This window comes from Sodalis sp. RH21, assembly GCF_047324175.1.
GTDB lineage: Bacteria > Pseudomonadota > Gammaproteobacteria > Enterobacterales > Enterobacteriaceae > Acerihabitans.
Map to the genome: position 1 here is coordinate 4,437,574 of NZ_CP178732.1, position 14,928 is coordinate 4,452,501.

The 14,928-nt window shown below is 52.8% G+C and carries 13 protein-coding genes; 7 read left to right on the forward strand and 6 right to left on the reverse strand.

The features are described from left to right. The first annotated feature begins 46 nt into the window (after positions 1-46). Positions 47-1,027, forward strand: a complete 981-nt coding sequence (locus tag ACL2XP_RS20515; protein ID WP_413734997.1) for an aldo/keto reductase — start codon at positions 47-49, stop codon at positions 1,025-1,027. Positions 1,028-1,110: 83 nt separating this feature from the next. On the opposite strand, the gene ACL2XP_RS20520 is transcribed toward ACL2XP_RS20515, so the two are convergent. Further along, positions 1,111-1,998, reverse strand: a complete 888-nt coding sequence (locus ACL2XP_RS20520) for a LysR family transcriptional regulator (protein WP_413734998.1) — start codon at positions 1,996-1,998, stop codon at positions 1,111-1,113. 132 nt (positions 1,999-2,130) lie between these two features. Here ACL2XP_RS20520 and ACL2XP_RS20525 point away from each other — a divergent pair, with 132 nt between their 5' ends. From ACL2XP_RS20525 to ACL2XP_RS20540, 4 genes are all read left to right on the forward strand, one after another. Continuing rightward, positions 2,131-3,297 carry an MFS transporter gene (locus ACL2XP_RS20525; protein ID WP_413734999.1) on the forward strand — a complete coding sequence of 389 codons (1,167 nt, stop codon included), beginning with the start codon at positions 2,131-2,133 and terminating at the stop codon, positions 3,295-3,297. Positions 3,298-3,573: 276 nt separating this feature from the next. After that, positions 3,574-4,977: a glucuronate isomerase gene (gene uxaC, locus ACL2XP_RS20530; RefSeq protein WP_413735000.1), complete on the forward strand. Its 1,404-nt coding sequence runs from the start codon at positions 3,574-3,576 to the stop codon at positions 4,975-4,977. A 270-nt stretch (positions 4,978-5,247) separates the two neighbouring features. Continuing rightward, positions 5,248-6,741: an MFS transporter gene (locus tag ACL2XP_RS20535; protein ID WP_413735001.1), complete on the forward strand. Its 1,494-nt coding sequence runs from the start codon at positions 5,248-5,250 to the stop codon at positions 6,739-6,741. A 175-nt stretch (positions 6,742-6,916) separates the two neighbouring features. After that, the gene (locus tag ACL2XP_RS20540) at positions 6,917-7,405 is read left to right on the forward strand and encodes an RrF2 family transcriptional regulator (protein ID WP_413735002.1); all 489 of its coding nucleotides are present in this window, start codon (positions 6,917-6,919) and stop codon (positions 7,403-7,405) included. 24 nt (positions 7,406-7,429) lie between these two features. Here ACL2XP_RS20540 and ACL2XP_RS20545 read toward each other — a convergent pair whose 3' ends face one another. After that, positions 7,430-8,365, reverse strand: a complete 936-nt coding sequence (locus ACL2XP_RS20545; protein ID WP_413735004.1) for a LysR family transcriptional regulator — start codon at positions 8,363-8,365, stop codon at positions 7,430-7,432. Between the two features lie 133 nt (positions 8,366-8,498). Between ACL2XP_RS20545 and ACL2XP_RS20550 the strand changes: the two genes are divergently transcribed. Together ACL2XP_RS20550 and ACL2XP_RS20555 are read left to right on the forward strand one after the other, a co-directional pair. After that, the gene (locus tag ACL2XP_RS20550) at positions 8,499-8,975 is read left to right on the forward strand and encodes a carboxymuconolactone decarboxylase family protein (protein WP_413735005.1); all 477 of its coding nucleotides are present in this window, start codon (positions 8,499-8,501) and stop codon (positions 8,973-8,975) included. Between the two features lie 65 nt (positions 8,976-9,040). Then, positions 9,041-9,799: an SDR family oxidoreductase gene (locus tag ACL2XP_RS20555; RefSeq protein ID WP_413735007.1), complete on the forward strand. Its 759-nt coding sequence runs from the start codon at positions 9,041-9,043 to the stop codon at positions 9,797-9,799. Between the two features lie 361 nt (positions 9,800-10,160). Here ACL2XP_RS20555 and rbsK read toward each other — a convergent pair whose 3' ends face one another. From rbsK to ACL2XP_RS20575, 4 genes are all read right to left on the reverse strand, one after another. After that, positions 10,161-11,090 carry a ribokinase gene (gene rbsK, locus ACL2XP_RS20560; protein ID WP_413735008.1) on the reverse strand — a complete coding sequence of 310 codons (930 nt, stop codon included), beginning with the start codon at positions 11,088-11,090 and terminating at the stop codon, positions 10,161-10,163. A 39-nt stretch (positions 11,091-11,129) separates the two neighbouring features. Further along, positions 11,130-12,146, reverse strand: coding sequence for an ABC transporter permease (locus tag ACL2XP_RS20565; RefSeq protein ID WP_413735010.1), 1,017 nt, complete (start codon positions 12,144-12,146; stop codon positions 11,130-11,132). Next, a complete protein-coding gene (locus ACL2XP_RS20570; protein WP_413735011.1) occupies positions 12,139-13,728 on the reverse strand; it encodes a sugar ABC transporter ATP-binding protein in 1,590 nt (529 codons plus the stop codon). The genes ACL2XP_RS20565 and ACL2XP_RS20570 overlap by 8 nt, the downstream gene beginning before the upstream one ends. A 144-nt stretch (positions 13,729-13,872) precedes the next feature. Further along, positions 13,873-14,835, reverse strand: coding sequence for a sugar ABC transporter substrate-binding protein (locus ACL2XP_RS20575; protein WP_413735012.1), 963 nt, complete (start codon positions 14,833-14,835; stop codon positions 13,873-13,875). Positions 14,836-14,928 lie beyond the last annotated feature (93 nt).

The following is a 14,928-nucleotide window of genomic DNA, read 5'->3' on the forward strand; positions in this document are numbered from 1 at the left end:
ATTCTGTTTGGCAATCCCCAGGGGGGTAATCTTTCAGGAGAGCATCATGGATTATATCAAACTCGGCCGAACCGGCCTGGATGTGTCGCGGTTGTGTCTCGGCTGTATGACCTTCGGCGTGCCCGATCGCGGCAATCATGAATGGACCCTTGATGAACAACAAAGCCGGCCGATCATCCGCCGTGCGGTGGAAGCCGGCATCAACTTCTTCGATACCGCCAATGTCTATTCGGACGGCACCTCGGAAGAAATCGTCGGGCGGGCGCTGAAGGAATATACCCGCCGCGACGAGGTGGTCATCGCCACCAAGGTTAATGGCCGCATGCATGCGGGTCCCAACGGCGCCGGCCTCAGCCGCAAGGCGATTATGCAGGAGATCGACAACTCCCTGCGCCGGCTCGGCACCGATTACGTCGATCTTTACCAGATTCACCGCTTTGACCGCGAGGTGCCCATCGAAGAAACCTTAGAGGCGCTGCATGACGTCGTTAAGGCGGGCAAGGCGCGCTATATCGGCGCGTCCTCCATGTATGCGTGGCAGTTCGCTTCCATGCTCCACGCCGCCAAAGCCCATGGCTGGACGCGGTTCTCCACCATGCAGAATTACGTCAACCTGCTGTATCGCGAAGAAGAACGCGAAATGCTGCCGTTGTGCGAAGCCGAAGGGATCGGCGTGATCCCATGGAGTCCGCTGGCGCGCGGCCGTCTGACCCGGCCCTGGGACGAAACGAGCAAACGCGCGCAAACCGATCGCTTCGGCCAGACGCTTTATGAGCATACCGCGGATGCGGATCGAAAAGTCGTTGAGGCGGTGGCGGCGGTGGCGGCGGCTCGCGGCGTTCCCCGCGCGCAGGTGGCGCTGGCCTGGGTGCTGGCCAAACGGGTGGTCACCGCGCCGATCGTCGGAGCCTCGCGCATTGGTCACCTGGACGATGCGATCGCCGCCTGCGATCTGGTGCTGAGCGCCGAAGAGATAGCGCGGTTGGAAGCGCCTTATATCCCCCATGCCGTGGTCGGGTTCTCCTAACCCGCCCGGCTTTATATGGGGCATATCCCGACGCCAGGGACGGCCGATAGTTGATTAGGCAAATCGGCCTCGGAAGGGTAATTTCAGCGCTGCCCGGGAAAACACGCCGAAAGATAATCAATAAAGGCGCGCGTTTTTAACGGCAAATAGGGCCCTGACGGCCAAAGCAACCACAATGGCTCCGCACGCACGGCATAGTCATCCAGCACGCTTTGCAACGACCCGTCTTCCAGCGCCGGCAGCGCGACATAATCCGGTAGCCATGCCAGGCCCAGGCCGTGTTTGGCGAAAGTCAGCCGGCCCTGGATATTATTGCACACCATGGCGACCGGTAGCGGGTAAGCCGGCGCCGGTTCCAGTTCCCGCAATTGCCAATATTCCAATTTACCCGTATTGGGAAAGCGATAATGCAGGCGGGCATGCTGCAATAGGTCCATGGGTCTGGCGGGCGCCCCGGTTTTAGCCAGATAGTCCGCGCTGGCAACCACCCGGGAACCGAACACCGTGAGTTTTTTCGCTACCAGCCGGGAATCGCCGATGGCGCCGCTGCGCACCACTACGTCGAATCCCTCGCCAATCACATCCACCATGCGATCGGTGAAGTCCAGCTCCAGTTCGATATCCGGAAAGGCAAGCGCAAAATCGGCGATCCGGGATAACACCATGCTCTCTTCCGGCAGGCTCACTTTAAGTTTACCGCGGGGAAGTTCTCTGCCCTGGATCAGCTCATTTTCCGCCTCTTCAATGGTGCGCAAAATGGTCAGGCAATGTTCATAAAAACGGGCGCCTTCCGCGCTCAGGGTCACGCTGCGCGTGCTGCGATTCAATAACCGGACATTAAGCCGCGCTTCCAGGCGGGCAATACCTTTACTCACCGCTGAAGGCGACACGCCGCTCAGCCGCGCCGCCTCGACAAAGCTGCGCGAGCGCACCACATTTACAAACAGTTCGAGTCCGCCCAAATGCTCCATATCCCTCCACTCATGACATAAATGTCACTAGAGAAATGAATAATACGTTATTTTTATTTAATGCATAACCGATTATTGTGAACGGGTATTTGGCCGGCCGCCGCGCCGGTGATTTCCAAGGATAACAACAAGATGATACGTGCTTTACTGGTATTGATGCTGGGGGCGTTTGTCTCGCAAACCACCGAATACCTGCCCATCGGACTGCTGCCGCGCATCGCCGGCGATCTTGATGTTAGCCATGCCGCGGTCGGCGCGCTGGTGACGGGTTACGCCTGGATCATTACCCTGACCGTGATTCCCATTACGCTACTGACGCGCCGGATCAATCGCCGCACCCTGTTTCTCACCCTGCTGGCCATCATGACCTTATGTAACGGTTTGGCCCTGATGACTCACGCCTATTGGCTGCTGATGCTTCTGCGGATCGTGGCGGCGCTCGGACACGGCGTATTCTGGGCGATCCTGGCATCCTATGCGGTAAAAATTGCGCCGCGGATGCCGCCGGCCCGGGCGACCGCCTGGGTGTTTTCCGGCATTTCCCTTTCCATCGTCGGCGGCGTGCCGCTGTCTACCGCGCTGGGACAAATCTTCGATTGGCAGCAGGGATTTGCCTTATTCGGCGCCCTGGGGATGATAATTTTCATTATGGGCTGCTTTTGGCTGCCGGCCATGCCGGTGGATGCCGCCAGCGGCGGCGGGCCCGCTTTTCCCCGGCGCAACCGGCCGCTGTATGCCGCGGCGCTGGTCACTTTTTTGATTATTACCGCCCATTTTAACGGTTATACCTATATCACGCCGTTGCTGATCGACACGCTGCGGGTCTCGGCCGTCCATTTGCCGCTGGCGTTATTGGCGTTTGGCCTGGCCGGGGCGGCGGGCACGATTATGGCGGGCTGGCTGGGACGGCATCCCATGCGGCTGGCCATGCTTTCCGCCGCCGGTATTGTTCTCAGCCAGATGCTGATGCTGTGGGCGGCCCCGCTGCCTGGTATCGCCTGGGTAGTGATGGCCGTCTGGGGAGCCGCCATCGCTATGCTGATCGTCGGATTGCAAAGCTGGGTCATTGAACTGGCGCCGGGCCAGGGCGAGGCCGCCTCGGCGCTGTATGTTATGGCCTTTAATGTCGGCATCGGCGGCGGCGCGCTGTCGGGCGGGCTGTGGATGGACAATTTCAGCGATCGCGCTTTGCTGGCGGCCGGCGTGGGCCTTGGCGCCGTCGCCCTGGCGAGCTTTATGTTGCCGGTTTATTTGCTGCAACGGCGCCAAGCCATCCTGGCCGCCGAAACGGAACGTTGAAGGGTTTACCGCGCCGGCGCGTGGCCTTGCAGGGTACAGGCTGTTGTTTAAGGCTGTTTTCGTCCCCGCGCACCCGCCATAAAAAACTGCATAAATGTGAAGTGATTCAACTTCCGGTCATTAATACTCTTGTATGGTAGTCAATGTAGAAGGCATTAACACCACTGGGGCAACCAGGATTACTTATGTGAAAATTACCGTAATGCCCCTTGAACATCCTGGTTCTAACGGGCTGGCGCCAGCCTGCGCGTAAATTTATTTCATAACGGGGAAAAAATGGAATTTATCGGGAAAGATTTTATTTTAACTAATGAAATCGCACGTAAAATCTATCATGACGTGGCCGAGCGGCAATCCATTATTGATTATCACTGTCATCTTGATCCCAAAGTTATTGCAGAAAACAAGCCCTTTACTGATATTACCGAGCTGTGGCTGGCCGGCGATCATTATAAATGGCGCGCGATGCGTGCCAACGGCGTTCCGGAAGAAAAAATCACCGGCAGTGCCGCATCGATAGAAAAATTTCAGGCATGGGCGGAAACGGTCGAGTCATGTATCGGTAATCCGCTGTATCACTGGACTCATCTGGAATTGAAATTCTATTTTGGCATAACGAAAACGTTAAATAGCCAGAACTGGAAAGGCGTTTGGCAGCAATGTAACGACTTACTTTCCCAGCCCGGATTTACCCCGCGAGGGCTTATCCAAAAATCCCATGTGGAAACCATTTGTACTACCGACTCACCCACCGACTCTCTGGAATATCATAAAATTTTGCGCGCCGATAAATCCTTTGCCATCCAGGTACTGCCGACCTTCAGGCCGGATGATGCGCTTGATGGCCAGGGCGAGGCCTTTATTCAGTTTATTCGCCGGCTGGAACAATTGAATCAAACGACAATCGCGAATTTTAAAGACTTCCTGAGCGCACTGGATGAACGGGTAGGGTATTTTCATCAACAAGGCGGGCGGTTATCGGATCATGGCTTAACCAAACTGGAATTCATGCCGTCGGATGACAACGAGCAAGAGGCTTTATTTGCCAAAAAACGCCAGGGATTACGGTTATGTCACGACGAAGATGTGCGCTATAAATCGGCGGTATTACTGGCGTTAGCGGCCTCTTATGCCAAGCGTGATTGGGCGATGCAAATTCATTTCGGCGCAGCCCGCAATAATAATACGGCGATGTTCGAGCTGTTGGGGGCGAATGTAGGTTACGACTCCATCTGCGATCAAACGGATATCGCCGGCAACATTAATGGATTGCTTGATGCGATGGCGCGTAATAATGCCCTGCCTAAAATGATTTTCTATAATCTGGACCCCGCCCATAACGACGTAGTAGCCTCATCCCTGGCGAATTTCCAGGCGGCGGGAATGGTAAAATCACCGATGCAGCTGGGATCGGGATGGTGGTTCAATGATACCAAACGCGGCATGATCCGCCAATTAACCACGCTGGCCGATCACGGTTTGCTGATGAATTTCGTGGGAATGCTGACGGATTCACGCAGTTTTATTTCTTATACGCGGCATGAATATTTTCGCCGCATTTTATGTAATCTGATCGGCCAATGGGTTACAGAGGGTGAAATACCCAATGATAACGCCTTGCTGACCCGGCTTATTGAAAATATATGTTATAAAAATGCTAAGGGTTATTTTAAATTTTAACCTCAAACGCTGTTCAATACGTCCGGCAAAGTAATTTGAGATAGCTACACCTTGCAAATGTATTTGATCAACGGTTATTTCATCTTTTACTTATAATTAACTTTTTTGAAACTGTCACGCTTAACGAGCGTAACTACGATAATGCAAAAATAATAATCATCGCAAAGTCTGGCTCGGAAATTAATTTCCTGTGGTATCGGATTTATCAAAAAAACTATTTATATCACTATTTTATATTGCATATATTTTGCAAAAAAGAGGCTTAACTGAATGTCTAGAAAGGTTACCATACCCATTGGCATCGGCTATGGGTTGACGGATATCATGGGGGGCGGGGCCTTTACGGTTATCGGCGCCTGGCTATTATTTTTCTATACCACCTTTGTCGGTTTATCCCCTATCGAGGCGGCATCGATTGTGGCTTTTGCCCGGGTAGTTGATGCCATAATCAGCTTATTTATGGGAAGCTTTACCGATCATTTCTATAAAAATTATTTCGGCAAAAAATTTGGCAGACGCCGTTTTTTCCTGTTGATTGGTTCACCGTTAATGCTGATTTATACCCTGCTGTGGCTAAATGGTATGAACTATTGGTTTTATCTCACGGTTTATCTGCTGTTTGAAGTAATCGCCGCCATGGTGCTGATACCCTGGGAAACATTACCGTCGGAAATGACCAAGGATTTCAACCAACGCACCAAACTATCCACCTGCCGTATGTTTTTATCGGCGGTCGGGACATTCCTGGCTACCTTTATCCCCGGCCTGTTGATTAGCCATTTCGGTGAAAACAACGCGTCCGCTTATTTTGTTAACGGTTTGTTTTTTGCCATCCTATTCGCCGTTTGCGTGTTTATCTCGTATAAAGTTACCTGGGAACGCGAGCTTACCGAGGCGATGAAAGAGGAACTGGAAGCCTCGGAGGCCATTCAGAAACGCACTTTTGCGCAGCAGCTACGGCGTTTTGGCAATTTGTGGCTGGAATATGGTTCAACTTTAAAGGTTAAAGCATTCAGAAAACATTTAGCCATCTATTTACTGTCGTTTACGGCTAAAGATATCTATAACACCGTTTTTGTATTCTTCTGCGTCTATTGCCTGAGCATCCCCTCCTCCGTGGCGGCCAGTTTGCTGTCGCTAAGTATTATCGGCTTACCGGTGACGCTGCTGGCCGGGTTGGCAATGATTAAATACGGCCCTTCCCGGTTGTATGTGTTTGCCTATTCCGTAATGCTAATCTGCCTGGGATGTTTGTTTGCCGTTTACGTCTACAATCCGCAATCGAAAATTATGCTGCTGTTTATCATTGCGGGAATTTATCAGATTGGGCGCTGCGTCCTGGAATTCACTCCCTGGAATGTTTTCCCTTTCATCCCGGACATTGATGAAGCCATCACCAGGAAAAGACGTGAAGGACTCTTTGCCGCGGTAATGACCTTCACCCGCAAAACTTCCGTTGCCATCGCCACTTTTACCGTGGGCGTGATTTTACAGCAAGGGGGTTTTATCACCGGCAGTAAAATTCAATCGCCTGAAGCTATTTCCACCATTGCCTCGCTGTTATTTTTGGGGACCGGCGTGCTATTGGTGCTGGCATTGCTTACCGCCTTGTCGTTCAGGCTCAATAAGCGGACGCACGGGATTTTAGTCATTGAAGTCGAACGCTTAAAGAACCATGGCAGCAAGCAGGCGGTGGATGCCGAAACCAAACACATCATGGAAGATTTAACCGGCTATAAATATGACAACATCTGGGCGAAATGAGTTCTCGCCAGACCGATAATGACCGCGGGACACTGATGCGCGCCGTCAGTGTCCCGGCCCTGAGTAAATATAAGCATGCAACCGGACCTTCAGGCCGGCTAAGAGGCGCGGGTTTACAAAACGCCTAATTAGGATAATATTTATCCGTAACTACTCTGCCGCAACGGATAAATCGATGATCTTAAAGAGCCAGGTCGAATGGGCCCTGCATTGCTGCGCCATCCTCGCAGGTTTGCCCGCGGGACGCTATCTGTCCACAAAGACGCTCGCTGAGTTTCACGGTCTCCCGAAAGAATATTTGTCAAAAGCGCTGCAAAGCCTGTCCCAGGCCGGTCTGGTCGATACAACCCTTGGCCCGAACGGGGGCTATAGGCTGGCCAAGGCCCCGGCTCAAATCACTTTTCTTGATATCGTTGAAGCCGTGGAGGGCAAACGGCGGACTTTCGTATGCAATGAAATCCGGGACAATAATCCCTGCAAACAAAACGGCAACTGCGATGGCAAGCCGTGCCCAATAGCCCGCATTATGTGGGAAGCAGATACAGCCTGGCGGAATTCCCTGGCCAGCGTCAGCCTGTCCGCGCTCGCGCAGACCTTGTCCGCGGAGCTCCCCGACGATCTGCTTGGACGCAGCATGAGCTGGCTTATGGAGCGGGCGGGTTGACCCTGCCGGCCCAAAACGGCCCATTCATATGATCGGCGCTCCGCGATCCCCGCCCCCATGGGAAAGGGACATCGCGGGATCGGCGCGCACTGATTCCATAACAAAATCGAGCACGGCTTTCACGCGCAGCGGGATATGGCGGCGGGTTGGATAGACGATATGAATAGGCAACCGCGCCGGAGGATAGTCCGGCATCACGGGGATAAGCCGGCCCGCTGCTATATCGGGTCCGGCAACGATATGGGACAGTATCGCCAGCCCCACGCCCGAGAGCGCCGCGTGGTGCACCGCTACCGTATTATTGGAAATCAGCCGCGGGACGAGGCGCACGGTCTCATCTGCCGAACCGTCTGAAAAGCACCAGCTCACCCCCTCGTCGCCGCGGCTGTAGTAGATGCAGTCATGTTGCCGAACATCCACCGGTACGGCAGGCGGCGATCGCCTGGATAAATAGGACGGCGCCGCGACAAGAAACGCCGTCGTCCACCCAATATGCCGGCAGATTAATCCGTTTTCCATCACCGGCCCAAGACGCACCTCAAGATCGATGGCCTTCTCGACCAAGTCCGATGGGTTTTCCCGCACAATCAGCTCAATAGCCACCTCGGGATGAGCGGACAAAAACGGGGCGAGCTGTTTACCAAGATAAATCCCCAAAGGTCCCGGCACGCTCAGGCGCACCTTTCCCGCTGCGATGGCGCTGCCCAGACAGGCCGTGTCGCTGAGGTCGTCGACGGCTTCCAGCACTCTTAGCGCCAAAGGGAGGGTCCGTTCGCCCTCTGCCGTTAGCGACAGGCCGCTGGTCGTTCGATGTAATAGCCGCGCCTGCAAATGGCCCTCAAGCGCCGATACCTGCCGGGAGACGGCGGGCTGGGTGACGCGCAGGTCAGCGGCGGCGGCTGAAAACGAGCCGGTTTCTGCTACGCGCAGGAAGCTACGTAAGGCGGACACAATATCCATCGGGGGCGCTCCATACTTTTCGTTATAAACCATATGCCGCTGCCGGGATACGGAGCGGCTTTACAAACATTTAATTAAGGATATTGTATATCCTTAAGGATATAAAGCATCCTTAATAACCGGAGAATCTATTATGACCCAACGTCTCAACTATGCACAGCTATCACCGGAGCAGTACAAAAAGCTGCTCGATTTCTCGGCCGCCGTCAGAAACGGCGTGATTGAAGCGGGGATTGTCGATTTGATCGAGATCCGCACGTCGCAGATCAATGGCTGCGCCTTCTGCCTCGATATGCATGTGAAACAGGCAACCATCCGCGGCGAGTCCGCTCTGCGCTTACACCATGTCGCGATTTGGCGCGAATCCCCGCTGTTCGCGCCTCGCGAACGCGCGGCACTGGCGTGGACCGAAGCGCTTACGAAGCTGTCCGGTGATGTCCCGGACGAACTTTATGAACGCGTCCACGGCCAATTTTCCGAGAAAGAAATCTCCGATTTGACCTTCGCCATCATGTCGATCAATGCCTGGAACCGCGCCGGCGTGGCGTTCCGAACCGTACCGGGCTCGGCCGACAAAGCATTCGGACTCGACAAAGCCGGTTTGAACTGAGGCCAGAGCTTCGGCTAACCGATCACCCCCAAACGAGAACGCCCCTCACGGGGCGTAAAGGAGCAATGATGAAAATCGTAATCAATGGCGGCACCGGCCTTATCGGTTCCAGGACGGCCGAACATCTGCGCCGCGCGGGACATGACGTTATTGCCGCCTCTCCGCGCGGCGGCGTCAATTCCGTCACCGGGGAAGGGTTGGCGCAAACCGTCGAGGGAGCGGATGTTCTTGTGGATTTATCGAACTCCCCATCATTTGACGATGCCGCCGTGCTCGAATTTTTCCAATCGTCCACTAGTAATCTGCTGCGCGCGGCCAAAACGCAGGGCGTGAAGCATTATGTCGCGCTCTCGGTGGTAGGCACGGAATGTTTGCAAGGGAGCGGCTATTTCCGGGCCAAGCTCGTCCAGGAGGCACTAATTAAAACCTCGCGCCTCCCTTATACGATTGTCCAGGCCACGCAGTTCCTGGAATTTCTTGGCGCCATCGCCGATTCGGGGCAAGCCGGCGGCAGCATAACCGTGCCCGACACGCTCATTCAGCCAATTGCCGCTGACGACGTCGCCGACATTATGGCCGAGGTAGCGGTGGGGCCTGCACGTAATGGCACCATCGAAATCGCAGGTCCCGATCGGTTTCGCATGGGCGAGTTGCTACAGAGATATCTGTCGGCCACAGGTGATGGCCGTACGGTTGAAGCATCATCATCAGTGCCGTATTTCGGCGCGATCGTCCAGGAAACCACGCTAGTATCGGACAATTCCCCGCTGTTGGGCAAAATCGGTTTCGATCGATGGTTCGCCTCCCGCGCCAAACAGGCGTAATTCCGCGCAAGCGAACCAGCGCTACGCACTTTATTAAACAGCCATCTGCCATGAAAGCGCTTTGCGGTGTCGCCTCCGGGCTGATGCTATCCGCCGGTTGCGGGTTCGCCCATGACGTGCACGCAACCGGATAAGCTATTTTCTATTCAACATCGGCCGCTCTCAGATGCCGGGATTGCCAATATGCCGCGCATGGCGGTATCCACCTCGTTTGGAAGACAGGAACAGCGCACAAAAACGCATGTAGGCTCCGCAACTCGGCTGAAAACAAGGCAGCAAGCCTGGCAGCTGAAACGTTATTAAGCGTAATTTAACTATACGTACTGATACCCTGCGTTGACGTTTGAGTCACCACCGGTTTTTATATCTCCGGGTTAAAATCAAAGGTCGCCAGTTCTTGACGATAGGGAATTGACGTTTGCGCCCCGAGCCTGGTCACCGAGATAGCGCTGGCTTTATGAGCAAACAGGATCGCTTGCTCCAGCGTTTCTCCTTCGCTTAACGCGACGACCAATGCGCCATTAAACGTATCGCCGGCAGCGGTGGTATCCGCCGCTTTAACCCGATATCCCGGGATCAACCTGCCCTGATTATCTTGATAAAGATAAGCTCCCCGGCTCCCCAATGTTATGATTACGCTCTTCACGCCTTTTTGTACAAAATAGCGTGCCGCCTGACCGGCGGTTATTTCATCAACCACTTTAATGCCGGTTAAGATTTCGGCCTCGGACTCATTAGGGGTGATCAGATCTATTTGCGAGAGCAGACGATCGGTCAAGGGCTGTGCTGGCGCAGGATTGAGTATGACATATCCATTTTGTTGCCGGGCCAGCAAGATAGCCTGCTCGATTCCCGCCATGGGCGTCTCTAATTGTAAGAGTAAAAAGTCCGCGTGTTTAATTTTTTCCGCATGCCGATCCACCACGGCTTTTGTGAGCCTTGCATTGGCATTGGCGCAAATCGCAATACAATTCTGGCCATTATCATCTACTAAAATAAAGGCGATACCCGTATTTTCATTCTTGCAGACTTCAATAGAATCAATATTTATGCCATCAGCCTTAAACGCAGCTATTGCGCTATGCGCAAAAGGATCATCACCCACACAGGTGGCAAAGGTCACCTGTGACCCTAACCGCGCGGCGGCAACCGCCTGATTGGCGCCCTTGCCGCCGTTAACCAGGATATGCTGGTGGCCGACCACCGTTTCCCCCGGGCAAGGAAGATGATGCGAGCGAATGATATGGTCTTGATTAACGCTGCCCAGCACAACAATATTTTTTTTGAACATCTCAATATCCTGAATAAATGGTGAAGGCTAGAGTAGAGATTATTTTTTCTGCCGTTGGCTGCGATAAGTATCCAATACGACGGCCACAATAATTACCGCGCCGGTAATAACGCGTTTCGTCGGCTCACTGGCCCCAATTTGGGCCAGGCCCGCCGCCAATACAGAAATAATCAAGGCCCCGAGGAAAGTGCAAATTACCGAACCACGTCCTCCCATCAGGCTGGTGCCGCCAATCACGACGGCGGCAATCACCTGTAATTCCATGCCAACGCCGCCGTTAGGATCTGCCGCCTCCAAGCGGGCAATCTGGAATAGCGACGCCAGGCCGGATAGTCCCCCCATCAAAGCAAATACCGCGATTTTATAAGGGCCGGGATTAATCCCCGACAAGCGCACGGCTTCTTCATTGGTGCCAATACCAATAAGGTGGCGGCCAAAAATGGTCCGGGTTAATATCAAGTGCCCGAGTAAAATCACCACGGCGGCGATGACAAAAGAAGGTGAGATCCCCAAAATGATCGGATCGGCCAAATAATCAAAGATTGACCCTACATAGGCCGTCCGGGAATCCGTTAACTGATAAGCGGCCCCGCGCGCCATTTCCAGCATGCCCAACGACACAATAAAAGACGGGATACGCCAGAAGACCGTGACAAATCCGGTAAGCGAACCCACCAACGTCGCCAGCACCACCCCCGATAGCGCCGCCATCCAGGGATTCCAATGCAGGTTCAAAAAAGTGACGCTGACGACGGCGGCGGCTAAAGCCAGTAATGAGCCAACGGAAAGATCGATACCCGCGATGATCAAAACAAACGTCATCCCCACCGACATCACCATCAAATCCGGGATCTGATTGGCGATGGTGCTAAAGGTATTCATGCTCAAAAAATGGTCGCTGAGAAAGGAAAACAGCACAATCATCCCGAGGAGTGCGCCGATTAATCCCAGGTAGCTGCTCAGACCGCGCCATGAAGAACGCGATGATTGATTGGCCACCGGCCGTTGGTTCATCTTATCCGGCCCGGTATGATTAGATAATGACGTGTTATTCATAATGTTGTTTTCCCGTACCCGCCTGCGTTTCGGTAACCGTTTCTGTTTGTTGGTAGCCAGAAAATGCCGCAGCCAACAGTTGGTCCTGAGTCCATGAGCCACGCGTAAATATGTCCACCAGTTTCCCTGCGGAAAGTACGGCAATGCGATCGCAAATTAACATTAATTCCCGCAGATCGCTGGAAACGACAATCAGGCCTTTGCCATTTTGCGTCAGTTCGTTAAGCAGTAAATAAATATCCCTTTTGGCCCCCACATCAATTCCGCGAGTGGGCTCATCAAATAAAATGACGTCACAGTTGCGCTGCAGCCAGCGGCTAATCAGAACTTTCTGTTGGTTACCGCCGGACAAACTCTCGACGGACTGTCCGCTGCCGCTGGTGCGAATCCCCAGGCTTTTGATCTGTTTTTGCGCCAACCGTTGTTCATATCGCGAATTTATTATTGAGAAACGGCTTATTTTATTGCGGTTTCCCAGGGAAATATTGGCGGCAACGGATTGCGGCAATAATAACCCTTCACCTTTGCGATCTTCAGTGACCAGCGCAATTCGGTGCGCAATCGCATCGGCGGGAGATCGAATGGTGACGGGCTGGAGCGGATCGCCAACGGATAAATGCCCGCTGTCCGCACGATCGGCACCAAAAATGGCGCGCAATAATTCTGTACGCCCTGAGCCCACCAACCCGCTAATACCTAGGACTTCGCCGCGATGCAGGGTAAAAGAGACATCTTTAATGATTTTTCCCCGCTTGAAATTTTCTACTGTTAATATTGGTTTGCCCTGCTGGCGGCTGCTTAAATCAAAGGTACTTTCCAGATCGCGGCCCACCATCAGTGACACCAGTTGGTCACTGCTGTAGCGTTTAATATCGTCGGTACATACCAAGTGGCCATCGCGCAAAACGGTAACATCGTCGGCAATCATCGCCAGTTCGTCCAAGCGATGAGAAATATAGATGAGCGAAACGCCCTGCTGTTTAAATAGCTGAATTTGGCTAAACAATAATTCGACCTCGCGGCTGGTTAGCATCGCCGTTGGTTCGTCTAAAATAAGAATGCGGCTCTCGCCTATCAAGTTACGGGCGATCTCAATCATTTGCTGATGACCCATGCCCAACTCGCCCACCAGCGTATCAGGATCAATCATTTGCAAGCCCACCATAGCCATTACCGGCTGAGCCATTGCGCGCAGGCGCTTACGGTTAATCCACCCCGCGCGATGAGGCAATTGATCGATAAATAGATTTTCCGCTACGGAAAGCGTGGGGAGCAGATTCAGTTCCTGCATTACCATGCGCACGCCTTTTTTTTCCGCCTCTTTCCGGTTGGCCGGTGCATAGGGCCGGCCCTGATACACCATACTTCCCACGGTGGGCATTACCAAGCCGCCAATAATTTTTGATAAGGTACTTTTTCCGGCGCCATTTTCACCGGTCAGGGCCAGCACTTTTCCGGGGTATAATTTCAGATTAATATCCGTCAACACCGGTTCGCTATAGGTTTTACCAATACCCGTTATTGATAGAATTTCATGATAATGTGTCATTTTATCTGGGTTTTTATCCGGTAATGGCAGCATAAATTAATTAACCGTCGAATCGAAAACATTGTGGCACAGGCGCCTGCCTTCAGGCTTGACGTTGCAGCCAACACCGCGGCAACGTCAAGTTCTTAGGGGCTATCCCAACCTTTGAATTGGCTCATTATTAATTGCATTAAACCATTATTGCTTAATAACCAGTTTTACCGGCGTTTCTACACTACTGGCCAATTCGCTTTGTTTTGTCTTATTTTTCAAGGCCGCCAACGCGGCATCAATACCAAAAACCGCCTGTTGCGACGCGAACTGATCGGCGGTTGCTAAAACCCGGCCATCAGCCAGCATCGGTTTGATTGCTTCGATATTGTCATAGCCCACGACTTGGACCTGGCCTTTTTTCCCCGCGGCACGAACTGCGGAAACGGCACCCAGCGCCATATTATCGTTATCCGCCAATAAGGCCTTAATATTGGGGTACTCGCTCAGCATCGCCGCAGCGATGGCATTTGCATTATTAATTTCCCATTGTCCGGACTGGACCGATACGACTTTCATTCCACCCTGCGCCATGGCATCCTGATAACCTTGCGTGCGTTGCTGGGAATTAGTAGATGTTGGGATACCCTCGATAATACCCACTTCATCCCCTTTCTTCAGATGCTTAGCCAAATAGTCACCAATATCTTTTGCGCCTTTACGGTTATCCGGGCCAACAAAAGGAACATTCAGCCCTTTATCTTTCAACACTGCGGCATCAAATTTATTATCAATATTGATGACAATAATTCCCGCATCCACGGCTTTTTTAACCACGGGAACCAGGGCCTTAGAATCTGAAGGAGCAATAATAATGGCATCCGCTTTTGATACAATCATCTGCTCAACAATTTGGATCTGATTAGCCGTATCGGTTTCATTCTTAATACCATTTGAAATCAGATCAAATTTATCAGCATTTTTTTTCTGGTAATCCTTAGCACCTGTTTCCATCGTCAAGAAAAACTCATTCGCCAGTGATTTCATAACCAAGGCGATTTTGGGTTTGTTGTTCTGGGCGTCGGCGGCGGAAACGGGCAAAGCAATAACAGCGGAAAGCGCCAGAACCGCAGCGGCGCTGATGACTTGATAAAATGGTTGGTTCTTCATGAAATTATCCTTTCGGGAGAGTAACGATAAAGACAACAGCGTTGTGGTCGCCACAACTATGTCGACCCTATACCCTGTATACTTGAAGTCGCC

Coding starts and splice junctions, on each gene's coding strand:
- ACL2XP_RS20520 (WP_413734998.1), bottom strand. CDS start 1,998: ATGGAGCATTTGGGCGGACTCGAACTGTTTGTAAATGTGGTGCGCTCG.
- rbsK (WP_413735008.1), bottom strand. CDS start 11,090: ATGTTCAAAAAAAATATTGTTGTGCTGGGCAGCGTTAATCAAGACCAT.
- uxaC (WP_413735000.1), top strand. CDS start 3,574: ATGGAATTTATCGGGAAAGATTTTATTTTAACTAATGAAATCGCACGT.
- ACL2XP_RS20545 (WP_413735004.1), bottom strand. CDS start 8,365: ATGGATATTGTGTCCGCCTTACGTAGCTTCCTGCGCGTAGCAGAAACC.
- ACL2XP_RS20525 (WP_413734999.1), top strand. CDS start 2,131: ATGATACGTGCTTTACTGGTATTGATGCTGGGGGCGTTTGTCTCGCAA.
- ACL2XP_RS20565 (WP_413735010.1), bottom strand. CDS start 12,146: ATGAATAACACGTCATTATCTAATCATACCGGGCCGGATAAGATGAAC.
- ACL2XP_RS20515 (WP_413734997.1), top strand. CDS start 47: ATGGATTATATCAAACTCGGCCGAACCGGCCTGGATGTGTCGCGGTTG.
- ACL2XP_RS20555 (WP_413735007.1), top strand. CDS start 9,041: ATGATGAAAATCGTAATCAATGGCGGCACCGGCCTTATCGGTTCCAGG.
- ACL2XP_RS20540 (WP_413735002.1), top strand. CDS start 6,917: ATGATCTTAAAGAGCCAGGTCGAATGGGCCCTGCATTGCTGCGCCATC.
- ACL2XP_RS20575 (WP_413735012.1), bottom strand. CDS start 14,835: ATGAAGAACCAACCATTTTATCAAGTCATCAGCGCCGCTGCGGTTCTG.
- ACL2XP_RS20570 (WP_413735011.1), bottom strand. CDS start 13,728: ATGCTGCCATTACCGGATAAAAACCCAGATAAAATGACACATTATCAT.
- ACL2XP_RS20550 (WP_413735005.1), top strand. CDS start 8,499: ATGACCCAACGTCTCAACTATGCACAGCTATCACCGGAGCAGTACAAA.
- ACL2XP_RS20535 (WP_413735001.1), top strand. CDS start 5,248: ATGTCTAGAAAGGTTACCATACCCATTGGCATCGGCTATGGGTTGACG.